Genomic DNA, 23824 nt, shown 5'->3' on the forward strand with positions numbered 1-23824 from the left:
GTCAGTTCCAGACGATCTCGTCGAGCGCATCCCAGAAGTGAGGGAACGACACTGCGGCCGCCTGAGCACCATGCACGGTCGTTTGGCCCTCCGCCACGAGGCCGGCCACCGCCATGGCCATCGCGATTCGGTGATCGTGGAACGCCTGCACCTCGGCGCCCCGGAGTCGACACGGTCCGTGGATGGTCAGGCCGTCCTCGTGCTCGTCCACGTTCGCACCCAGCGCGCGGAGATTGTCCACCATCGCGCGAATCCGGTCCGTTTCCTTGACGCGCAGTTCGCCCGCCTCGCGGATTGAGGTAGGCCCATCGGCGGCGCACGCGGCCACAGCAAGAATGGGGATCTCGTCGATGAGGTTGGCAATGATGCCTCTGCCGATGCTGACCCCCGACAGCGCCGCCGTGCGCACCTCCAGGTCTGCGAGGGGCTCGCCACCGTGCACCCGCTCTCCGGTCACCCGGATGTCGGCCCCCATCGCTGTCAGCACATCCAGCAGGCCGGTGCGTGAGCGGTTCATGCCCACGCCGTGCAGCTTGACCAGCGCGTTGGGCACAATGGACCCCGCCACCAGAAAGAAGGCAGCCGCCGAGAAGTCACCCGGCACCGCGTACGTCGCCGGCTGGATCACAACCTCCCGCGAGGTCGTGATGTGCCGTTCACCGCCCAGTTCCAGAACCGGCAGGCCGAGCATGCGCTCGGTATGGTCGCGTGACGGCTCGGTCTCGATGACGGTCGTCTCACCGTGCGCAAACAGACCAGCCAGCAGGACAGCCGACTTCACCTGTGCCGACGCCACAGGCAGCCGGTAGGTCACACCTGTCAGGCTCGACCCCCGGATGGTCATGGGCGCGGTTCCTTCCGTCAATTCGATGCGGGCTCCCATCAAGCCCAGTGGGTCTGCGATGCGCCCCATGGGTCGACTCTGCAGGGACGCATCACCCACCAGCGTCGTGTCGAAGGACCGCCCGGCCAGCAGCCCTGCTATCAGTCGCATCGTGGTGCCCGAGTTGCCACAGTCGAGGGCCTCGGCCGGCTGCTTCCAACCGTCACGGCCGCGACCGTCTACAAGCACGATGCCGTGCTCATCGGACACGATCTCTACGCCCAGCGCCCTCAGGCAGGACAGGGTGGACTGCGGATCTGCGGCAGAGGGGAAATCCACGATGCGACTGGTGCCGTCCCCCAGCGCCGCGAACAGCGCGGATCGATGGGCGACGCTCTTGTCGCCGGGCAGGCGTACGCGGCCCGACAGGCCGTGCGCCGTTCGCACCGTTTGTATGTCGGGGTTTTTTCCCATCAGGCGGAGAAGGCCTTCTCGAGTTGGTCCAGGTAGGTATGCTTCTTCGAGGCGGGAAGGAACGCGGACCGGAAACCGTTGCGCACGCATTCCCGGACCTGGGCGGCGGTCAGGCCGCACCGCGCGTGTGCCCGATACAGTTCCTCGCTGAGCGTATCGGTCGAGAACAGTCGGCTGTCAGTGTTGACGCTGACTTGCGCCCCGGCCTCCACGAGCTGCTTGAGGGGATGCCGCGCAAAGTCGGGTGCTACCTGGGTTTGCACGTTGGAGGTGGGACATACCTCAAGTGGAATCTGATGCAGGACGAGATAGTCCAGCAACTCGGGATCCTGCACCGCCGCGATACCGTGACCGATGCGGTGGGCACCGCAGTAGAACAACGCCTGCCGAATGCTGCTGGGCCCCCAGGACTCCCCGGCGTGGATGGTTAGCGCCATCAGGTTGTTGCGGGCGTGGTAGAAGCTCTCCAGGTGCGCGCGTGCAGGGTGGCCCGCCTCCGGGCCGGCCAGGTCGAATGCCACCACGCCGCGGTGATGATGCGCCACCGCCAACTGGGCCATTTGCAGAGATTCGTCCGCGTGCTTGCCACGCAGGGCGCAGATGATCAGGCCGAACTCGACACCACACCGCCCACCTGCTTCGGTGAGCCCCTCCAGAACCGCATCGACCACATGTTCATAGGTCATGCCCTCTGCCGTGTGCAGCAGCGGGGAGAACCGGACCTCCACATAGCGCACGTTTTCGCGGGCCACGTCCTCGATGAATTCCGAAGCCACGCGTTTCAGCGCGTCAGGCGTCTGCATGAGGACCAGCGTCAGGTCGAAGAACGCGAGGTAGCCCTCCAGGCTACCGGCGTCATCGATGGCACGCACTGCCGTTCGCAGACCCGCCGCGTCGCGAGCAGGCAGACGGTCCAGCTTCCCCTGCCTGGCGGCAAGATCGACCATGGTGGCCGGCCTGAGCGATCCGTCCAGATGGACGTGCAATTCGGCTTTCGGCCAGGCCGCGATCTGGTCCGGGGTGAGTTCAGGCATGGGGAACCGGTTCGATCCGGCTGGTTCAAGGGCCTGTAAAGGTCCGGGAAAAACGACAAAGAAGCGGCTGTTCCCCGCCTTCTGTTCGTAGTTTTCCGGGCCAATTCCTGGAGCCTTTGAGGCTCCGCCCACACACCGGTAACCATACATGGGAAGCCTAGGCCCCTTCGAGATCGCACTCATCTTTCTGGTGATCCTGCTGGTGTTCGGCGCCAAGCGCATTCCGGAGATTGCCCGCGGACTGGGCAAGGGGATCCGTGAGTTCAAAACGGCCACCCGGGAGATCTCCAACGAGTTCAACACCGAGGCCCCGCCAAATCGCATTCAGCCGCCCGCTCCACCAGCGCAGGCGCCTGCGCCGCGCACCCCGGAGCACACGCAGCAGACGGGTAATACCGAGGCCGGGTGATCGATCCGTTCCTGGATTCCCGCCGCTCCATCCTGGCGGGAGAAAACACGTGCGAGGCGCTGGCGGAGTCCTACCTCGCCCGGATAGAAAGGCAGAACCCGTCTCTGAACGCGTTCGTGCACGTGGACCCCGCTTTCACACTGGCGGCTGCGCGAGACGTGGACAGGCGCATTGCGGAGGGGGAAGCCCCCGGACTTGCCGGACTGATGCTCGGCGTCAAGGACGTCATCTGTCAGAAAGGCCAGCCCGTGCAGTGTGCCTCCCGCATGCTCGAGGGCTTTGAGTCACTGATCGACTCGACGGCGCTGGCCCGGCTCGTGGACGCCGGAGCCGTGGTGCTCGGCCGCACCAATTGTGATGAGTTTGCGATGGGCTCATCGACCGAAAACTCGGTCTTCGGTCCCGCGCGCAATCCGCATGATCGAACCCGGGTCACGGGCGGGTCCTCGGGTGGATCGGCCGCTGCCGTTGCCGCCGACCTGTGTCAGGTAGCTCTCGGCTCAGATACAGGAGGCTCGATTCGCCAGCCGGCGTCGTTCTGCGGGGTGGCGGGCCTCAAGCCCACCTACGGTCGAGTGAGTCGATTCGGACTCGTGGCCTACGCCTCGTCCTTCGACTCCATCGGGCCTTTTGCCCGAGGCCTGGGGGACCTGGCGGCGGTGTTCAGTCATCTGGCCGGCCATGACCCGAAGGACAACACGTCCGCCGATGAACCGGTAGCCGACTATTCAGCGGCGGGCGGTCGACTTGAAGGGGTGCGCATCGGTTTGCCGTCGGAGTATTTCGATCCGGGTCTGGACGGCGAGACGGCCAGGCTCGTGCACGAGTCCATCGCCCGTATGAAACGTGCCGGCGCCTCGACGCATGAAATCAGCCTGCCGCATACCGACTACGGAATCGCTGCCTACTATGTGTTGACCACCGCCGAGGCATCCAGCAACCTGTCACGCTATGACGGGGTGCGGTACGGCCATCGAGCTCAGGGCGCCACCGATCTGCAGGAGCTCTATGTGCGGAGCCGGTCCGAAGGTTTCGGCCCGGAGGTCAAGCGTCGCATCATGCTCGGGACGTACGCTTTGTCATCCGGCTACTACGACGCGTACTACGGCAAGGCGCAGCGCGTGCGTACGCTGATTCGACAGGATTTCGACAAGGCCTTCGATGAGGTCGATATCATTGCCACGCCTGCCGCGCCGGGGCCTGCGTTCCCGCTCGGCAGTCGTATGGAAGATCCGTTGTCGATGTATCTGTCGGACGTATATACAGTTACAGCGAATCTGGCCGGCATCCCGGGACTGGTGGTCCCGGCCGGCAGCAGTCAGGAGGGCCTTCCCATCGGCATCCAACTGCTGGGTCCCGCATTCTCTGAAGCCGAACTGATCCGGGCAGGACGCGTTGCCTGGACACCCTCTCTCTCTGTCATACCATCATGAGCATTCTCGTCGACCGCAACACCCGTCTGATTGTCCAGGGCTTCACTGGAAAGGAGGGCACGTTTCACTCCGAGCAGATGCTGGAGTACGGCACCCCGCTGGTCGGTGGTGTCACGCCGGGCAAGGGCGGTCAGTCGCATTTGGGCAAACCGGTGTTCAACACGGTTGCCGAGGCGGTGGAGCAGGAGGGCGCCAACACGTCTGTGATTTTCGTGCCGCCGCCGTTCGCGGCAGACGCCATCCTGGAGTCGGCGATGGCGGGGATCGAAGTCGTGATCTGCATCACCGAAGGCATTCCGGCCCGCGACATGGTGCCGGTCTACCATTACATCCGGCAGCAGGGCGTCAAACTCGTCGGTCCGAACTGTCCGGGCGTGATCACGCCGGGGCAGGCCAAGGTGGGCATCATGCCTGCGATGATTTTTTCAGAGGGTAACGTGGGCGTTGTCTCTCGTTCTGGCACCCTCACGTACGAGGCGGTCGACCAGCTGACCCGCGAAGGCTATGGGCAGTCCACGGCCGTCGGCATCGGCGGTGACCCGATCATCGGATCCCGGTTTGTCGACATTCTCGAACTGTTCCAGGCGGATGACGATACCGAGGCGGTCGTCATGATCGGGGAGATCGGCGGAACGGCGGAGGAAGAGGCCGCGGCCTACATCAAGGACCACATGACCAAGCCGGTCGTCGGGTTCATTGCGGGCGCAACGGCGCCTCCCGGACGTCGCATGGGGCACGCCGGTGCCATCATCTCTGGGGGGAAGGGAACGGCAGAGGACAAGTTCGCCGCCCTTGAGGACGCCGGAGCTACCGTGGTCAAGAACCCGGCTGCCATCGGTGCAGCGGTGAAGCAGCTGCTTTCGCCGGTGGGTTAAGCCGGCCGGCGTGAAGGTTACCAGCGCAAAATTTGATCTGGCGGCTCCCGGACTGCGCACGCTTCCGGCTCCCGGCAGGCCGGAGATCGCGCTTATCGGGCGATCCAACGTCGGCAAGAGTTCGCTCCTGAATCGGCTGGTGAACCGCAAGTCGCTGGCAAGAACCAGTGGTCAGCCCGGCAAGACCCGGGAGTTCAACTTCTACCTCATCAACGAGGCGTTCTACCTGGTGGACCTGCCGGGCTTTGGGTACGCGCGCGTCAGCAAGAAGGACCGGCAGCGCTGGCAGAAAGCCATCGGCGGCTACATGACCACGCGGGAATCGCTGCGGCTGGTATTGCACCTTGTGGACGGCCGACACGAGCCGACCAAGCTGGACCTGGAAGTCATGTCCATTCTGCGTGAGTCCCACGCGGCGTATGCGATCGTAATGACCAAGGGAGACAAGCTGTCCGGCAACGAGCGGGGCCGGAACCGGAAGCGGGTGCAGGATGCCGCCCTGGAGATGGGTCTCGAGATCCCTGTCATCCTCACCTCGGCCAAGGACGGACGCGGCAAGGACGAAGTGATGAAACTCATCGGTCTTCACCTCAGGTAAACCCTCCGGTCAGAACCGCTTCCATTCAAGGAAATTCAACCCCTTCAGGAAGCGGCCCCTTCTAGCTTCCTGCCTGCCATCCGCGGCCCCCAGGATTCCAGCCGATCGCCCTCATGTCTTCCGTCCTGATTACCGACTCCGTTCACGCCGTCTGCGCCGATATGCTGCAGGAGGCTGGTATCGAACCCCGTGTTGAGTTGGGCAAGAGCCCCGAGGAGTTGGCTGGGCTGGCCGTGGATGTGGACGGCTGGATCATTCGCAGCGGCACGCGCATCACGGCTCCCATGATTCAGGCTGCCGAGAAGCTGCGGGTCATCGGTCGTGCCGGTGTCGGCGTGGACAACGTGGACCTGACGGCGGCCACCCATCGCGGTGTGCTGGTGATCAACGCACCCGCGGGCAATACCATCTCGACGGCCGAGCACACAGTCGCCATGCTGATGTCGCTCGCGCGGCAGATTCCCGCAGCAAACGCGTCATTGCGTTCCGGGGCCTGGGAGCGGAAGAAGTTCTCCGGGTCCGAGGTCTTCGAGAAGACGCTCGGCGTCATCGGCGTCGGCAAGATCGGCCAGGCCGTGGCCGAGCGCATGCAGTCCTTCGGGATGCGCATTGTAGGATTTGACCCGGTGCTCTCTCCGGAGGTGGCCGAGCGCCTTGGCATCGAGCTCGTGGATCTCGAGGAGATGTACCGCCGCGCGGACTACATCACCGTGCATACTCCGCTGAACGACGCCACACGCGGATTGCTCAACGCGGACACTCTCTCGCGGTGCAAGCCGGGCGTGGGCCTGGTCAACTGTGCACGGGGTGGCATCATCGATGAGGCCGATCTGCTGGAAGCGCTCGAGTCGGGGCAGGTGGGCGGCGCGGCCCTGGACGTGTTTTCCAAAGAGCCCCCGCCGGAGCACCTGCGCGCGTTGATTGAACATCCGCGGGTGGTGGCTACTCCGCACATCGCCGCCTCCACCGGAGAAGCCCAGGAAAAGGTGGCCCGCCAGGTGACCGAACAGGTCATCCACGCCCTGCGCGACGAGCCGGTGCTCACGGCCGTCAACGCCATGGCCATCCGCATGGCCGCGCAGCCGGAGGTACAGCCGTACCTGGAGCTTGCGGAACAGCTGGGCCGCATCGCCAACCAACTGTCCGATGGTGCCGCACGCGGACTGATCGTGCGTTGTCACGGTGAGGTCGCGCGTCACTACAAGGACGTGCTGCTGGTCGCCGCCCTGAAGGGCATCATGCGTGATACGGTGACCGAGCAGGTAAACCTCGTCAATGCCCCCGTCCTGTCAGAGGAGGCCGGTCTCAAGGCGGACGTGCAGACTTTCCACGCGGACGGCAGCTATACCAATCTTGTGGAAGTCGTGCTCACTACTACGACGTCAGAGCAGCGGGTGACGGGCACGGTGTTCGGGCGAGACGATGTGCGCATCGTTCGCGTGGACGACTCCTGGATCGAGGTGAAGCCCGAGGGAGCGCTCCTGTTCTACCGCAATGTCGACCGGCCGGGCATGTTGGCCCATGTCGGAGGCATCCTGGCGGACCGCGGCATCAACATCGGCGCGCTTGCGCTGGGCCGCAGCGCTCCCGGTGCCATAGCCCTGACCGCGATCAGCGTGGACGAACCGGTTGAGGACGATGCGCTCTCCGCCATCCGGGACCTGGACGGCGTGACGGCCGTGCGCCATATCCAGCTCTAGCTCCGGCTTGCGCGGCGGACTGGGCGGCACGGATTCGAGCGGCTCGCAGCGCCTCGTCGCATGGCGTGTGCAAGCTTGGTGAAGAACGTGCGTCCGGCGGTCGCCGTTATGCCCCGAATCGGTCTGTGGGCCCCTTAAACAGAGGGTAATTCTGCGTGACTGCAAAAGGCACAGCCCTGCGGTTTCAGGCCTTCACAATGCCTTGACTACGCTGAAACACCCCTCTATATTGACTCACTGAACGCGAAACTCACGTTTCACAAACGCGCAAAGAGCATCGATCTTACGCTACGGCATTTCGATTCCTGACCCCTCACCCCCAAGCCAGCTGCGGCCGGCGCACGCTCCCACCCAAGCTCCCTCCAGATCGGGGGATCGGTGTGCGCATTCGGTCGCGAGTAGTCAGGCGTCGGTAGATCCGCGCTTTGAGCGCACCCCAGAACTACGGGGAACGGCATTCCATGTTACATGGCCGCAGTTCTCCATCTGAGTGTGATCAGATACCGATCCAACTTGGTCGCTAAACCGATGAGTCCGGCAGGTCCGGGTTCGATGGCGAGACGCTCTCGCCGCACGGTTCTCCTAGGAGTTCTCCCTGGAGGAGCTGTATCCCGCTGCCGTGTATGGAACGGTCTTCCCACACAGAAAATTGTGCGGGCCACCAACTCTGGTGTTGTCCCGCACATCCCTCTAGCCACACATCTCATATCACAGGAGGAGGTAGCATATGTTGCGTAAATGGGGCGTGTTCGTACTCGCGCTGCTCGCAACGCCTGCACTGGTCCTTGCCCAAAACACGGGTAAGGTCTCAGGTGTTGTGACGGACGCCGATACCGGCGAACCCTTGCCAGGTGCAAGTGTCGTCGTTGTCGGTACGCAGCTCGGTACGATCAGCGACGTCGATGGGAATTATTTCATCATCGGCGTCCCCGTGGGCAGCTACGACATCCAGGCTTCGTTCGTCGGTTTTCAGACGAGCACGGTCGCGGGTGTCGAAGTCAGCTCCGGATACACCCAGGAAGTCAATTTCGTGCTTTCGGCCGGTGTTGAACTCGACGAGATCGTCGTCGAGTACGAGCGGCCGCTCATTCAGAAGGACGCCATTGGTGTCCCGAAGATTGTAGACGCGGAAGAGATTGTTAACCTGCCCGTTCGAGGCGCCGCTGAGGTTGCCAAGATTCAGGCCGGTGTGGTCAGCCAGGAAGGCTCGGGCACGCTTAACATCCGAGGTGGTCGTGGCTCTGAAGTCACGTACTACATCGACGGTGTCAAGATTGTCGGTTCCACCTCGCTGCCGCAGGCGGCCATCCAGGAGCAGGAGATGATCATCGGTAACATCTCGGCCCGCTACGGCGACGCGATGTCCGGTGTCATCAACATCACCACCAAGTCGGGCTCGACTCGCTTCTTCGGTTCTCTCGAAGGCGTGACGTCGGAATCCCTCGATGAGTTCGGTTACAACCTGGCGTCCGTCGCTCTCGGCGGCCCGGTCGGAGGGGAGAACATCAACTTCTTCCTCGCCGCCGAATTCGTTGACGAAGCCGACACGAACCCCCGCTGGATCGGTGAGCTGACCATGACGGACGATGCGCTTGCACAGCTGCAGGCCTTCCCGAACGTCATGCTCGCGCTCGACGGTGACGGCAACCGCGTCATCATCGACGTGCCGAATACCATTGTCACGGGCGACAAGCTGCCTGTTGACGATGACGGCAACGTCCTGGTGTCCAACGGCACGATCACCACCGCCAATGGCGTTGTGATCTCCGTTCCGGAAGGCGTCGAGGCCTCGTCCATCGACCCGGAACTGCGCGAGTCTGCTGCCTACCTGCAGACCGGTGCGGATGGCGAGTCTCTCGTCGACCGCAATGGCAACACGGTGGCCGAACTGGACCGCTTCAAGAAGGAGCGCGCCTTCTCCAACTTCGCTCTGAACGGTAACCTGCAGTTCACGCTGCTGGACGATGTGCGTCTGCGCGTCGGCGGCCGTTACGTGACGCGCGGTGGAGACACCGGCATCTCGACCCGCGACATGGTGTTCTCGCCGAACACGGCGGACGAGTGGCTCTACAAGGATGCCCAGTTCTTCGCGACGTGGACGCACTACCTGTCCAACTCGACGTTCTACCAGCTGCAGGTTGACTACACCAACCGCACTGGAGACATCTGGGACCCGGCTTTCTCGAAGTCGCTGGATGACGTGCTCTCCTACGGAGACATCGACCACCCGGCGAACGCAATGCTCAAGTGGCCCATGAACCTGGGCTTCACGAGCGAGACCCGCATCGACGACCACGGCACGCCGGACGATCCGTCTGACGACACCGAGTTCACCGTTCAGGTCCCGACCTACACCCAGCGCTGGGAAGATGGTCGTGGTGCCAACACGGAGACGGTTGCCAACCTCGTCACGCCGGTTGCCGGTCGCTACCACAGCTCCCGCTCCTTCTTCGATACAAACCAGATCCGCTTCCAGGCCACGGCCACGACGCAGATCGGTCTGCATCAGCTGGAGTTCGGCGGTGAGTTCGAGCAGCAGACCAACCGTTCCTATGCAACAGGCTCGGCCTCTCTGGCCCGCTGGGTTGACGACGCCGACGGCGCCGAAAACCTCGCGACCGGCGAGCAGGGCGTGACGCAGTGGACGGACCTGACGTTCGAGCAGATGTCGGCCGGCTACTACGGCTACAACTTCTACGGAACGCGGACCACCGACCGTGACGGTCAGGCAGGTTCTACCGACGCGATCGCAGACCGCGCCAACGACTGTGGCGCAGCGGTCTCTTCGGCAGCTCCGGAGGAGTGCTACGACATCGCGCCCTGGAAGCCGCTCTACTACGGCGGTTACATCCAGGACAAGATCGAATTCCGGGACATCGTGCTGAACCTCGGCCTGCGCGTCGACGTGTTTGACAACAACACCCGGGTTCTGGCCGACCGCTACTCGCGTCTGCCGCTGGTCCGCGTCGCCGACGTCGGTGGTGCTCCGGCCAACGTGCCGTCCAACGCCGCGCCGTACTACAACGGCAACGACGTGATCGGCTACCGCGACACCGACGGTCTCTTCTACGATGCCAACGGTCAGGAAGTACCGGGCGGTGACATCCTGCTGACGGGCGCCAAGCCCCGCACGACGTCCAACGTGCCGACTTCGGAAGGCTACGAGGACTACGAGCCGCAGGTCACGCTGATGCCCCGTATCGGTGTGTCCTTCCCGGTCACGAACGAGGCCCTGTTCTTCGCCCGCTACGGCGTGGTGTCGCAGCGTCCGTCCTCGAACAACTTCTCGACGATCGCCTCCTTCGCCCGTGCGACCGGAACGATCAACAACACGGCCCTCGAGCCCGAGTCCATCACGGAATACGAACTCGGATTCCGCCAGCGCCTGAGCCTTCGCTCGGCCCTGACGATCTCCGGTTTCTTCCGCCAGATCGAGAACCTCATTCAGCGTGACGACCTCCGCGAGGCCTTCCCGCAGGGGTACCTGACCTGGGGTAACAAGGACTTCGGTACGGTGAAAGGTGTCGAGGTTGACTTCGACCTGCGTCGCACCGGCGGCGTCGCCCTGAATGCCAACTACACGCTGGCCTTCGCACAGGGCACGGGTTCGAATTCGAACACGACCAGCATCATCACCTGGATCGACGAGACCCCGCCGAACTTCATTTCCCCGCTGGACTTTGACCAGCGCCACAAGGTGAACCTGTCTCTGGACTACCGCCTTGGCGCAGGAGAAGGTCCGACGGTGTTCGGCGCCAAGCTCTTCGAGAACATGGGCTTCAACATCCTCGGCACGGCTGGCTCCGGCTTCCCGTATACGCCGCAGGTTGAGCCCTTCTCGATCATCGATTCGAAGGCTCCGGTCCCGTCCGGCGGTATCAACTCCGACCGCATGCCGTGGACCAGTCGTGTCGACCTTCGCATTGACCGCAAGTTCGCCGCGGGTCAGCGCTCGACGGTTTCTGCATTCCTGTGGGTACAGAACGTGCTCGATCAGGAGAACGTCCAGAACGTGTGGCGCGCCACCGGTCTCCCGGGCGATGACGGCTTCCTCTCCACGAGTGGCGGTCAGCAGTTCCTGAGCGGCCAGGTACCGGCAGCCGAGGCGCTCTACCGGCACCGCACCCGCGGTACCGGCGCCTGGGGTCTCCCGCGCATGACGCGCATCGGTGTGCGTGTCGACTTCTAGAGATTCTCGGATCCGGGGTCCTCAGGGACCCCGGATACCGGACTCATCACGAAATCGACGCGTAGTCTAAACACGGACAGACATGCACTACAGAAAACTTTCTCTCTTCGTTCTTGCCGTTGTGCTCGGCCTGATCGCGGTTCCCGCGCAGGCTCAGAGCACCGGTACGTGCGAGGCGGCGATTGGCGAGGCCTTCCTCGACATCAACAACGTCCGCGCGCGTATTCTGAACAACGGTAACCTGTTCTGGCGTGGTTCGCCCCACGTCTACAACGTTCCGAAGGGCGGTCCTTCCAACGCGATCTTTGCATCGGGTATCTGGATGGGCGGCCTCGTTAATGGTCAGCTCCGCCTCGCAGGCTCCACCTACGGGCCGTACGAGTTCTGGGCAGGCCCCCTCAATGACGACGGCACTCCGCCGGCCTCCTGTGATCCGTACGATCGCGTCTGGAAGGTCTCCAAGGAAGACGTGGTCAACTACGACGGTACCGGCGTCGCCACCCCTGACCTTCAGGACTGGCCCACCGGTCTCGGCGCTCCGACGCTTGACGCCAACGGCGATCTGATCGACCTCGTCGACCAGCCCCTGGCCTCCCGCGTGGATCGCAAGGTCAACCTCGGCGCCGGCGAGCGCCCGGCCATTCTTGGCGACCAGATGCTCTGGTGGATCATGAATGACCGCGGCAACGTGCACACGCGTACCGATACGCCCCCGATGGGCGTTGAGGCACATGTGTCAGCGTTTGCCTTCAACACGGCTGGTGCCATTGGCAACACCACCTTCTACAAGTACCGCATCTTCTACAAGGGCTCGGTGCCGCTGGAGCAGACCTACATGGGCATCTTCTCCGACCCGGACCTTGGTAACTTCGACGACGACTACGTCGGTTGTGACACGACGCTCGGTATGGGCTTCGTCTACAACGCAGACAACGACGACGAAGGCGGTGAAGGCTACGGTGACGCGCCTCCGGCTGCCGGCTACGACTTCTTCCAGGGCCCGCTCGTAACCGATGACGGCATCGACAACGACGAGGACGGCGAAGTTGACGAGGAAGGCGAACGTCTGAAAATGACGGCCTTTGGCTTCTACAACAACGGCGGTGGTGTGATCGGTGACCCGGGTAACGGCGCCGACATGTATAACTACATGCGCGGTCGTTGGAAAGATGGTCAGCGCTTCACCTTTGGTGGCAACGGTCGCGACTTCTCGAACATCCCGACCTCCTTCCAATTCCCGGGCAACCCGCCCGAGTTCTGGAGCGAGTTCAACTCGGATGGCCAGGGAACCGCTATCGCCCCGGCCGACCGTCGTTTCATCATGGCGACCGGTCCGTTCACCATCCGTCCGAATGACGAGCAGGAGATCGTATTCGGTATCGTTACCTCCTTCGGTGACGACAACATCGATTCGGTCGACAAGATGAAGGCAGACGACCTGCTCGCGCAGGCCGTGTTCGACATCAACTTCGAACTGCCCTCACCTCCGGCCGCACCGCGCGTGACGACCACGGCCAAGGATGGCTCCATCCTGATTGAGTGGGGCTACCGCCCGACCGACAACAACTACCTCGACGCGTACAACGTGATCGACCCGCTCCTCTCCGAGGACGTGACCGACAACGACTACAACTTCGAGGGTTACAATGTCTACCAGTACGCCTCGCGTGCTGACCAGACGGGCAAGCTGCTCGCCACCTATGACAAGGTGAACGGCATCAAGCGTGTGATCGAGGGTAACGAGATCACGTTCGTCACAGCTGAAGGCAACGACACCGGCGTGTTGCACTACCACGAGGTGGGCGGTCTGACCAACTACCAGACCTACTACTTCGGCGTGCAGGCCTACGCCTACAATGCGACCTCCGGTCAGAAGGTGTACGCCGGCCCGATCAACCGTTTCTCGGTTGTGCCGAGCCGCTCGGACATCGTGACCACCAGTGAGGCGGAAGCCTTCGCTGCGGTCGCGGCTGCCAACATTGCCGCCGGTACCGCTTCCATCGAGGGCGCTGTAGCCGAGGGAAATATTGGTAACGGCGGTGCTGGACTGAACGTTATCAACCCCGCTATGGTGACGGGTCTCGACTACTCGGTCGAGTTCTTCGCCGTCGAGGTCGAGGACGACGGTCACAAGGCCGGCAAGCGTGACGACGACGAGACCGCACAGTTCGTGCGCGACTCGGCTCAGAAGTCCGCAGCCAAGATGGTCACCACCTATGACGTCAACCGCTCGGACGGCACGAAAGTGTTTGACGGTGCGCTGGCCGTTGCCCAGACGGGCAAAGGTGCTCCGGAAGGCATCGACGTGGTTCAGTTCGACGGTCTCTCGCTCAACATCGCGGGCGCCCCGAACGGCTTCCTGGACTTCCTGATCGTGGCCAATGCCAACGGTCCGCTTGCTACGCCTCAGGGCGCCGCAGCTGACTGGGAAGGCTTCCCGATCCCGAGCCGCCCGGATGGCGACTCCCAGGCTACCACTGACGGCCAGTGGATGATTGCTACCGGCATGTCCGGCGGCTGTCTTGGTGGCGACTGTGGTCCCCTCGCATCGTTCATCGACCGTTCGGTGACGCAGCGTGGCGGCTGGGACGTGATCGTGCCTTACGACTGGGAGATCCGCTTCACTTACGAAGCTGACAACTATGCCTGGTCACCCTGGTCCACTGGCGGCCCGTTCGTGAACGTGCCTTACGAACTGTGGCGCACTGGCATTGCCACTCCGGATGATCCGAGTGACGACCTTCGCTTCACGTCGTTCTTCTTCGACCTGGAAGACAACGCACGGTTTACGCTGTTTGACGACGACCACGCTACGTCGGGTGCGCTCAACGACCCGTACACGGACTGGATCTACTGGTACGCTCCGAATGACGAGACGCCCGGTGAGGGTGGCTACCAGGCCTGGGTGGCTTCTGCATTGGCAGGTGGCGATCCTGGTGACGTAGGCACGCACACGTTCGGCCGCATGGTCTTCATGGACTGGAACGGTGGCACCACCGCCTATGTGGATGGCGGCGGCTCTACGCCGTTCCCGGGTGTGGATGCACTGCCTGAGGCAGGCTCGGTGTTCCGGATCAATACCACCAAGCCGAACCAGCCGGGCGACACGTTTGCGTTGTCGACTGCCGGACTCGGCGCTCGCGCCCAGACCACGGATGAAGCGATTGCAGGTCTCGAAGAGATCGGCATCACGCCGAACCCGTACAAAGGTGCTTCCGCGTACGAAGTGAGCCAGCTGGTTGACCAGGTCCGCTTCACCAACATGCCCCCGCAGGCTACCATTCGGGTGTTCAGCCTGAACGGTACCCTCATCACCACCCTCGAGAAGAACAGCTCCGACAAGTTTTTCCCCTGGGATCTGACGACTGAAGAAGGTCTGCCCATCGCCTCGGGCATGTACATCATTCACATTGATGTACCCAACCTTGGCGAGAAGGTGATCAAATTCGGTGTCGTCAAGAAGCGTGTGCAGCTCAACGCTTTCTAAAGCGAAACGGAACGGGCCCCGGGTCTCCGGGGCCCCGACCGGACTGCACACCGACACCCACGGAAAAGACTAACGGAGGAATTCCGATATGAAACGCAACATTCTGCTTGGGCTCGTGATCGTGTCCATGCTGGGGCTTTCCGCGATGGATGCGTACGCCGGCGACAAAAAGCGCCGCGGTACCGCCGGAGCGTCGCAGCTGCTGATCCCAGTGACTGCGCGCAACGCCTCGCTGGGGTCGTCGGCCACGAGCGGTCTCAATGACCTGATGGGTCTGGAGGCTATTTATTCCAACCCCGCCGGCCTGGTTAACACCCAGGGCACGGGCGCCATCTTCAGCCGGATGGAGTACGTCGCCGACATCGGCGTCAACTACTTCGGCGTGGCGCAGAACTTCGGTCAGAGCTCTCTGGCCTTCACCGTGACCTCCTGGGACTTCGGAGCCATTCCGAAGCAGACCGAAACGTCGCCTGAAGTCTCTTCAGTGACCTACGACGCTTCGTTCGTGACGGCTGGTCTCACCTACGCCCGCCAGTTCACCGACCGTATTGCGGCCGGTGCTACACTGAAGGTCGTCACCGAGTCCATCGACGATGTCTCCGGCTCTGCCGTAGCCGTTGATGCCGGTATGACCTACGTGGTTGGCGAGTCTGGCCTGCGCCTCGGCGTGAGCCTGAAGAACATCGGCACCGAGCTGTCCTACAGCGGTGTTGGTCTGACCCGTCAGACCCGCATCCCGGGACAGGCTCCGGACGCTACCAACAACGCGCTCGTGATCGAGAGCGAAGGCGTGGAGCTTCCGTCGCTGCTGAACTTCGGTGTGGCCTACACACGGGAGATGGGCGCTGGCGCGCTCGTAACCGTGCTGGGCAACTTCCGCTCGAACTCGTTCGACCAGGACCAGTACTCGGGTGGCATCGAAGTCAATCTCTTCGAGATGCTCGACCTGCGTGGCGGCTTCGAGGTGATTCCGGATCAGGATCTGTCCATGTTCACCGGCGCCAACTTCGGTGCCGGTCTGAACGTGGAGTTCGGTGGAACCATGCTCCACCTGGACTACGCCTACCGGGCCACGGACTTCTTTGACAACGTCCAGATGTTCACGCTCGGAGTCGACCTGTAGACCCCTTGTGTAGACTCTGAATGTGAGTCCTTTTGAAAGGGCCGGCCCCGACGGGGTCGGCCCTTTCTCATGGGGGCAATTTCCGCGGCCGATTGCACCTTTCGCTGTAATCGGCGTTACTGACGTGATGCGCCTCATTGCGCTCATAGCCCTTCTGGTGGCCTCTCCTGCGACACTGCATGGGCAGGCGCTGGCACTGCGCGTCGCGACGGAGACGCAGCAGCTACAGACAAGCTCTCACGGCATCGGGGTGTCGGCGTTCGACATCGATCGTGACGGCCTGCCAGACATTACCATCGCCGCCTGGGAAGGGGCGTCGCGTGTGTTTCTCAACGCCGGGAACGGCACGTTCGATGAGATCACGCACCGGTTCGACTTGCCGGTGGGCGGCACGGCCATCGCCCTCTGGTCCGATGTCAACGGGGATGGCACCCCGGACCTGTTTGTCGGGCAGGGGCGAGACGGAGAAAACCGTCTCCTGCTCGGCCGGTCTGACGGCACATGGACCTCGGCCCCGGAGTGGGGCGTGCGCCCTGATGCGGTGGTCGGCTCTGGCGCGTTCGGCGACTTTGACAGCGACGGGTACGTGGACCTGTTTCTGGCCGTTCAGGGAGGCTGTGATCTGCTCTACCGGAATGTGGACGGGCAGCGCTTTGAGGACGTGACGGCGCTGCACGGCGTTTCCGGCGATTGCGTTTCCAAGCCCATGCAGGCAGTGTGGATTGACTTCGACAAGGATCTCGACCTGGACCTGCTGGCCACGCACGATCTCGATGTGGAAAGTCGCCTCCACCTCAATGACGGCACGGGGGTCTGGCCAGACGTCGCGCAGGACAACGGCATGGCCTACGTCGGTCCGGGCAGCAGCATGGGCATCGCCTGGGGCGATACGAATCTGGACGGCCACCTGGACGCCTACATCTCCCGGATTGAGTTCGGCGGCCTGTACATGAACCGAGGTAACAACACCTTCTCCGATGAGGCCAGTGCTCTGGGCGCAGAAGTCAACGGAGTCTCCTGGGGTGTGTTGTTTGTCGATCTGGACAATGACCGGGACGAAGACCTCTTCGTCAACTCAACCTCCGCGTGGAATAACGAGCCTCCCCTCCTGTGGGAGAACCGGGACGCCTACTTCTTCGATGTCGGCATGGACTTCATTCGAGGTGGCAAGGGTGCGGCGGCGGCGGACTTCGACCTCGACGGAAGGGTGGATATCGCCTATGTCGCAAACGGAGGAGAGAACGGCGTGCTGATGAATACCAGCGAGGCTCCCGGCAACTCCCTGAGTCTGCGTCTGCTCGGTTCAGCCACCAATCGTTTTGCCATTGGAGCCCGGGTAGAGGTGCACGCCGGAGGCCAGCGAATGACCCGGTTCGTGAGCGGCGGAGACAGCTACAACTCGCAGTCCTCGGATATCCTGCACGTGGGTCTGGGTGATGCCGGGCACGCTGATTCCGTGGTGGTCTGGTGGCCCGAACGCACCGTCGACACGTACTACAATCTGTCAGCTAATCGTCGGCATGATCTGTTGCAGGCGGGCGCGACGACCACTACCAGCACCCCGGCGCCTTCAGCTCTGGACCTCTGGCCAAACCCTGCACACGGAATGGTGCATGCGACTGGCGTTGATGCCGGCGCTCAGGTGCGGCTGTTCGACGTTTTGGGGCGGCAGGTGCAGCACGTCGCTGTCTCCGGTGGGCGCGTCACGCTCTCAGGACTTGCCCCCGGCCTGTACGTGGTAGTGGTACAGTCGGGGGGACTTCAGGAGCGGAGACTGTTTGTCTCCCATTAGCGCCTGACCAAGGGCTGCACGACGCCCCCCGCGCGAAGAAGGTAGACCCCGACCGGCAGGTGGGAGAGATCCACAGAGCCCAGGAGTCCCGAGGCGACCCGTCGGCCCAGGAGGTCATACAACTCCGCGGGCTGCGCAGCACGTACGTGCACCCTGCCGGGCGACGGATTGGGATACACGGCGAGGCCGCCCACTGAGGCGACTGGGTCATCTACACGGGTGTGACCCGTCCCTTCAGTTAGCGTTACCACCGTATTGGCTGCGCTCATAAAGAACTGCTCCTCCTGGCCGGAAGGCCACCGCACCATCACTGCTTCGGCCACATCGATCCCCAGTCCAACGTGCATGGGCTGGATGCTCTGGCCGAACAGGTCCACGCCGTCATTCAGGCGCACATGGGTTCGCTGTCCTGCGGTAACCTCCACGTAGGCGCCCACCGCATGCACATTGTGCCCGGCCCCGACCAGCTGCAGGCCCAGCCAGTTTCCACGGGCGGCATCGTTTCGATAGTACCTGATGGGGTCCCGCCAGGTGCCTACGAGCATGTCCAGATCGCCGTCTCCGTCCGCGTCGAACGTGACCAGGCTGCGGGCCTCGGCCAGGTCGTCGGCGCCGGATTGCACCGACATGTCTTCGAAGGCAAGCCGTCCGCCAGGCACCAGATCGTTGCGCCAGAACCGATTCGGCGTGTTGTCCTCGAAGATGAATCCATTGACGGCATACAGATCCAGATCGCCGTCATGGTCAAAGTCGAAGAACTCCGTGCCCCAGCCCCAGGAGGCGTTCTCCACGCCCAGAAACTCCGCGACCTCCTCGAAAGGCCCGGCCGGTGAGGCCACGTAGAAGACGTTCGGAAAGGGCCCGTCAGAGATGTTGGTGATGTAGAGGTCGAGCAACAGGTCTCCGTTGACGTCACCCACAGCGACGCCCATTCCGTTCCCCTCATCGCCCACACGATAGTCGAAGGTCGCGTCCAGAAAGCCGCCGAGCCCATCGGCCATGAAAAGCCGGTTTTCTCCAAAGTCGTTGGCCAGGTACAGGTCGAGCCAGCCGTCCTGGTCCACATCGAGTGGCAGCGCCGTCCAGGTGCGGGACGTGTCCTCGATGCCGAAGTCCACGGCACGCTCCATGAACGTGCCGTCGCCCTGGTTGACATGCAGCCGGTTTGCGCCGTTCCAGTTGGAGAGATACACATCCAGATCGCCGTCGCGGTCAAAGTCCCACCAGGCTGCACCTGACGTTTCCGTGGTGTCGGGATCGGGCGCGCCCTGGTTGATCCCGGAGGCCTGCGACACGTCCGTGAACGTGCCGTCCCCCTCGTTTCGATAGAGGATTTCGGGTCCGACGTTCGTGAGCAGCAGATCCGGGTCGCCGTCGGCGTCATAGTCCGCCCACGAAACGCCAAATCGATTGCCCAGCGGCAGTCGTTGGAAGCCGCGCACGCCGGCCGCCCGCACGCCGGCCGCATCGGTCACCTCTTCGAACGTTCCGGTACCGTCATTTCGGTAGAGCCGGTTCCAGGTGGTCGGGTCCGCATCGTCATGCTGCACCGCACTTGCGACGTACACGTCGAGATCGCCGTCCAGGTCGTAGTCGGCCACTGCGATGCCATTCACGATCCCCGTCACGTCAAAGCCAGCCTCCAGCCCCCGCTCGGTGAAGAACTGAGCCCAGGCCACGCCCGGCGTCAGAAGCAGCAGGATGAAAACGAGTCCGCGCAGAGCAGATTTGTCGATGGATGGGGAGTCGATGCCGAAACGCTCAAATGCCCGCGGCGTTGCGTGCGGAATGAGATGCCCTGTTCTCTTGCTGGCGCTGCTGCTGGCAGCCTGCAGCGGTCCGGATTCGCCGGAGCCTGTGGCCTTCCGCAATATTGCGGAGCCGGCCACATTTACGGGCGATGCGGCCTGTGCTTCGTGTCACGAGGATCAGTATGCCGGATACCAGGCGCACGGTATGGCAAACTCGTTCTACCACCTGAACGCGGAGACGGCGGTCGAGGACTTCCCGGGCCCCTGGGTGCGCGACCCCAACGGCGGCTATGAGTACCGGGCCGAGCGCAACGGGGACCGGTTCGTCCAGGTCGAGATCCTGCGCGACGCCTCCGGTCGGGAGATCCATCGCCTGGAGCGGGAGATGCGTTTTGTGATGGGCAGCGGCACGACCGCGCGCACCTACTTTGACGAGAGCCAGGGCTATCTGTACGAGTTGCCACTGACCTGGTATACGCAGGAAGGCCGATGGGACTTCAGCCCCGGCTACCGCGTGGCCAACAAGCGGTTCGACCGCAAGGTGCCTGAGCGCTGCATGGCCTGCCACAACGCGTATCCGGAGGCCGTGCCCGAGACCGGAGGCAAGTACATCTCGATTCCGGAGGGCATCAGCTGCGAGCGCTGCCACGGCCCGGGAAGCCTGCACGTGTCGGAGCGTCTGGCGGTGCCGGAGCCCGTTTCCGAGGTGGATAGCACCATCGTAAACCCCGCCCATCTGGCGTTTGAGCGGCGGCTGGATGTCTGCCAGCAGTGCCATTTGCACACGACGGTATCCCTGCTCAAGGAAGGCCAGGGTGCGTTTGACTATAGACCGTCGCACGATCTGTCGTCCTGGGTGGCCATGTTCGCTTCGACGGAGCCCGAGAGCGACGACGAGATCGCGGTGATCTCCCACGCGGACCGGATGAAGCAGAGCGCCTGCTTCATCGAGACGTTGGCGGTCGGAGCGAGCCTCGAATGCACCACGTGTCACAACCCGCATCAGGGTTTCCGCACATCGGGGCCGGAGTACTTCAACCAGACCTGCCTGACCTGCCACCAGCCAGCCGAACTGGAGCTGGTGGCCGCGCACGATGCGAGCGCCAACTGCATCGACTGCCACATGCCCAAGGTCGAGAGCTCAGAGGCGCCGCATTCCTCGTTTACTGACCACAAGATTCGGGTCGTTTCGACGCGTGACGAGAGGGCCAACAGCCTGCCGACGGAGCGCCTGAGCGAGCTGGAGCCCGACCAGGAGCTTGTCGCGTACCGCTCGGCGGGCGAGCCAGCCGTCTACCAGGCCATGGCCTACGTGGTGCTCGGAAGACGACGTGGCGATGTCCCCATGATGCTGCGGGGCGCGGACTTGCTTGACGGACTTGCGGGGGAAGAGGAGCTTTTTGGTGAAGCGCACTTTCTGCGCGGCCTGGCCCGGCTCCAGACGGGCGATGCGCGGGGTGCCGTGCCAGGCCTCCAGGCAGCCACCGGCGCAGATGGCGAGATTCCCGAGCGCTTGAATGCCCTGGCGCAGGCCTACGAGGCCCTCGGCCAGAACCGCGCGACCATCGAGTCCCTGTACCGGCGCGCGGTGACCGCTCAGCCGGCCCGCGCCGACATCTGGGTAAACCTCGGCCGTTTCCTCGAAGCCTCGGGGCGTGTGGACGATGCGGTCGACGCGTATCGCGAGGCCGTGCGGCAGGAGCCATGGCTGCCGGAGGGCGCCTACAACCTGGGCACCGCTCTCGCGCGCGCCGGCGCCTTTGACGAGGCGCGTGCGTATCTGCTGGAGTCTGTCGCGCTCGAGCCCAGGAATCCGCAAGCCTGGGGCAACCTGGGTGCGGTATACGGTCAGATGGGCGCGCCGGACAGTTCCCGATACGCGTTTGAGCAGGCCGTCGAGCTGGCGCCTCGGGACCCCGTGGCACTGGGCAATCTGGGCGCTTTCTTGCTGAACGTTGCCGAGTACGACCTGGCCATCGAATACCTCGACCGCGCGGTGCAGGAAGACCCCGGCTTCGCCGACGCCCTGGCCAACCGAGCCCTGGCTCACCTCAGGCAGGGCGAACGTGCGTCGGCGCGACTGTATGCCGGACGGGCACTGGAGGCCGCACCCGGTCACGCGCTGGCAGGTCAGATCCTGCAGGAGGTCAACTAGGGCTCGGCCCGGAGTGGCGGCGCTGTCCCGGGTCGGGTTGCTTCGGGCCGGGGCGCCGCGGGTCGGGTTGCTTCGGGCCGGGGCGCCGTGGGTCGGGGCGCCGTGGGTCGGATCGCTGCGGGCCGGATCGCCGTGGGTCGGGGCGCTGCGGGTCGGATCGCCGTGCTCAAACCGCGATTTGACATTCCGCCCCGTGCTGGAGCTTCCCGACGTGGAATGTGGGGGCATTTTCCCACGTTTGGCCGGTCGCGAAGCCCGCCTGCGCGGAAAACCGGGGCGCCTTTCCACGTTTGACCCATCGCGGAGCCCGCGCAGGTGGAAAACAGCGGCGTCGTTCCATGTCTGGGGCGGAAAGGCAGTGCCCGTGCCGCGTTCGGGCCCGCCGAGCCGTCCCCGCGGACCCGCCGCCGCCGAGCCGTCCCCGCGAACCCGCCGCCGCCGAGCCGTCCCCGCGCCGCCGGCCGCGCTGGCAACGAACGGCGCCGCGTTCGGGCCCGCCGTCCCCGCGCCACCCCCCGCGCCACCCCCCGCGCCGCCGCCGCCTAAGCGCCCAGCCCCGCTCCCTGCAGGTGCCGCACGATGGCCTCGGCGTGGAACCGCCCGTTCTCGATGAACCAGCGGCCGGTGCGCAGGCCACCGCACACCGTACCGGCCAGGTATATGCCCGGCCGGTTGGTTTCGAAGGTCTCCGGGTCATACTGGGGCGTGCGATGGGCATCGTCGCCGGCCTTGACGCCCAGGTGCTCCAGAAACGTGTAGTCCGGGCGATATCCGGTCATGGCGAGCACGAAATCGTTGGCCAGGGTGAGGGGGCCATCCGGAGTCTGGATATCAACCTCCCGGGCGCGAATGGCTTGCACGACACTGTTGAAATGGGCCTTGATGGCACCTTCCGCGATCCGGTTGACCAGATCAGGCCTCAGCCAATACTTGACGCGATCGGAGATCTGCGGTCCCCGCACCACCATGGTCACCCGCGCCCCGTTTCGGTGACATTGCAGGGCGGCCTTGGCCGCCGAGTTCTTGGCTCCCACAACCAGCACGTCCTGCCCGGAGTACCGGTAAGGCTCCTTGTAGTAGTGAGTGACCTTCTCCAGCTGCTCGCCGGGCACGCCCATGAGGTTCGGCACATCAAAAAAGCCGGTAGCCACGATGACGGCACGCGCCGGAAGCACCTGTGGCCCGTCGCGCGAGACGACGGACACCTCGAATGCCCCAGGATGCCCATCGACCGATTCGACCCGGGTGTAGAGACGGGTGTCCAGGTCTTCAGATTGCGCCACCCGCCGGTAATAGTCGATGGCCTCCTCGCGGAGCGGCTTGTACCGGTTCGTGGGGAACGGATGCCCGCCGATCTCCAGCAGGTCCGGAGTGGAGAAAAACTCCATGTTGGTGGGGTAGCCGGTCAGCGAGTTGACCAGGGCACCCTTCTCGACGACCACGCATGCAAGGTCTGCCCGCTTCAGGGCAATGGCGCAGGCCAGGCCGACCGGCCCGGCTCCGACAACAATCACCGGCCGCTCAATCACGACGGACTCCCGTTGCCGTTTCGCCCTCGACGGGCTTGAAAAAAGCCCTGAAGCAGCTCCGCGCACCGATCCGCCTCGATCCCCGATATGATCTCGGCGCGATGGTTCAGTCGGTCGTCCTGCGGAATGTTGTACAGCGTCGACGCCGCCCCGGCCTTTTCGTCAAATGCGCCGAATACGATGCGGTCTACGCGGGAAAGCACCGAGGCGCCCGCGCACATCGCACACGGCTCCAGTGTCACGTAGAGCGTGCAGCCGTCCAGGTGCTTGGAGCCCATGGTGGTACAGGCGGCCGTGATGGCAATGAGTTCGGCATGCGCCGTCGGGTCCTCCAGGCGCTCGACCATGTTGTGGCCCCGCCCCACGATGACGTTTCCACGCACCACTACGGCGCCGACAGGGACCTCTCCGGACTCCAGAGCACGCTCGGCCTCGCGCAGAGCGGCCTTCAT

15 protein-coding genes are annotated in these 23824 nt (G+C 63.8%); 10 read left to right on the forward strand and 5 right to left on the reverse strand.

Annotated elements, in window-relative coordinates; all coding sequences use genetic code 11:
• Position 1: 1 nt before the first annotated feature.
• Entirely contained in the window at positions 2 to 1297 is a 1296-nt protein-coding gene (aroA, locus tag JJ896_08275; protein ID MBO6779638.1) for a 3-phosphoshikimate 1-carboxyvinyltransferase, read from the reverse strand.
• Positions 1297 to 2331, reverse strand: a complete 1035-nt coding sequence (add, locus tag JJ896_08280; protein ID MBO6779639.1) for an adenosine deaminase — start codon at positions 2329 to 2331, stop codon at positions 1297 to 1299. Before add ends, aroA begins: the two co-directional genes overlap by 1 nt.
• 148 nt (positions 2332 to 2479) lie before the next feature.
• Here add and JJ896_08285 point away from each other — a divergent pair, with 148 nt between their 5' ends.
• The 9 genes from JJ896_08285 (at position 2480) to JJ896_08325 (ending at position 17937) form a co-directional block, all read left to right on the forward strand.
• Positions 2480 to 2740 carry a twin-arginine translocase TatA/TatE family subunit gene (locus JJ896_08285; protein ID MBO6779640.1) on the forward strand — a complete coding sequence of 87 codons (261 nt, stop codon included), beginning with the start codon at positions 2480 to 2482 and terminating at the stop codon, positions 2738 to 2740.
• A complete protein-coding gene (gene gatA / locus JJ896_08290) occupies positions 2737 to 4173 on the forward strand; it encodes an Asp-tRNA(Asn)/Glu-tRNA(Gln) amidotransferase subunit GatA (protein ID MBO6779641.1) in 1437 nt (478 codons plus the stop codon). The genes JJ896_08285 and gatA overlap by 4 nt, the downstream gene beginning before the upstream one ends.
• The gene (gene sucD, locus JJ896_08295; GenBank protein ID MBO6779642.1) at positions 4170 to 5048 is read left to right on the forward strand and encodes a succinate--CoA ligase subunit alpha; all 879 of its coding nucleotides are present in this window, start codon (positions 4170 to 4172) and stop codon (positions 5046 to 5048) included. Before gatA ends, sucD begins: the two co-directional genes overlap by 4 nt.
• A 10-nt stretch (positions 5049 to 5058) precedes the next feature.
• On the forward strand, positions 5059 to 5646 hold the full coding sequence (locus tag JJ896_08300) for a YihA family ribosome biogenesis GTP-binding protein (protein ID MBO6779643.1): 588 nt from the start codon (positions 5059 to 5061) through the stop codon (positions 5644 to 5646).
• A 113-nt stretch (positions 5647 to 5759) separates the two neighbouring features.
• The gene (locus JJ896_08305; protein MBO6779644.1) at positions 5760 to 7346 is read left to right on the forward strand and encodes a phosphoglycerate dehydrogenase; all 1587 of its coding nucleotides are present in this window, start codon (positions 5760 to 5762) and stop codon (positions 7344 to 7346) included.
• Between the two features lie 727 nt (positions 7347 to 8073).
• Positions 8074 to 11535 carry a carboxypeptidase-like regulatory domain-containing protein gene (locus JJ896_08310; protein MBO6779645.1) on the forward strand — a complete coding sequence of 1154 codons (3462 nt, stop codon included), beginning with the start codon at positions 8074 to 8076 and terminating at the stop codon, positions 11533 to 11535.
• Between the two features lie 82 nt (positions 11536 to 11617).
• The gene (locus JJ896_08315; GenBank protein MBO6779646.1) at positions 11618 to 15022 is read left to right on the forward strand and encodes a T9SS type A sorting domain-containing protein; all 3405 of its coding nucleotides are present in this window, start codon (positions 11618 to 11620) and stop codon (positions 15020 to 15022) included.
• Positions 15023 to 15110: 88 nt separating this feature from the next.
• A complete protein-coding gene (locus JJ896_08320) occupies positions 15111 to 16145 on the forward strand; it encodes a PorV/PorQ family protein (protein MBO6779647.1) in 1035 nt (344 codons plus the stop codon).
• Between the two features lie 127 nt (positions 16146 to 16272).
• Positions 16273 to 17937 carry a VCBS repeat-containing protein gene (locus JJ896_08325; GenBank protein MBO6779648.1) on the forward strand — a complete coding sequence of 555 codons (1665 nt, stop codon included), beginning with the start codon at positions 16273 to 16275 and terminating at the stop codon, positions 17935 to 17937.
• On the opposite strand, the gene JJ896_08330 is transcribed toward JJ896_08325, so the two are convergent.
• Positions 17934 to 19808 carry a VCBS repeat-containing protein gene (locus tag JJ896_08330; protein MBO6779649.1) on the reverse strand — a complete coding sequence of 625 codons (1875 nt, stop codon included), beginning with the start codon at positions 19806 to 19808 and terminating at the stop codon, positions 17934 to 17936. The two genes, JJ896_08325 and JJ896_08330, sit on opposite strands and share 4 nt — an antisense overlap.
• On the opposite strand from JJ896_08330, the gene JJ896_08335 reads away from it, so the two are divergent.
• On the forward strand, positions 19795 to 21843 hold the full coding sequence (locus JJ896_08335) for a tetratricopeptide repeat protein (GenBank protein MBO6779650.1): 2049 nt from the start codon (positions 19795 to 19797) through the stop codon (positions 21841 to 21843). The genes JJ896_08330 and JJ896_08335 overlap by 14 nt on opposite strands.
• A 542-nt stretch (positions 21844 to 22385) precedes the next feature.
• Here the strand turns inward: JJ896_08335 and JJ896_08340 are convergent.
• Together JJ896_08340 and JJ896_08345 are read right to left on the reverse strand one after the other, a co-directional pair.
• Complete coding sequence (locus tag JJ896_08340; GenBank protein ID MBO6779651.1) at positions 22386 to 23372, reverse strand: YpdA family putative bacillithiol disulfide reductase; 987 nt, start codon at positions 23370 to 23372, stop codon at positions 22386 to 22388.
• On the reverse strand, positions 23369 to 23824 hold the full coding sequence (locus JJ896_08345) for a nucleoside deaminase (GenBank protein MBO6779652.1): 456 nt from the start codon (positions 23822 to 23824) through the stop codon (positions 23369 to 23371). The genes JJ896_08340 and JJ896_08345 overlap by 4 nt, the downstream gene beginning before the upstream one ends.

The sequence above is a fragment of the Rhodothermales bacterium genome (assembly GCA_017643395.1).
Lineage (GTDB): Bacteria > Bacteroidota > Rhodothermia > Rhodothermales > UBA10348 > JABDJZ01.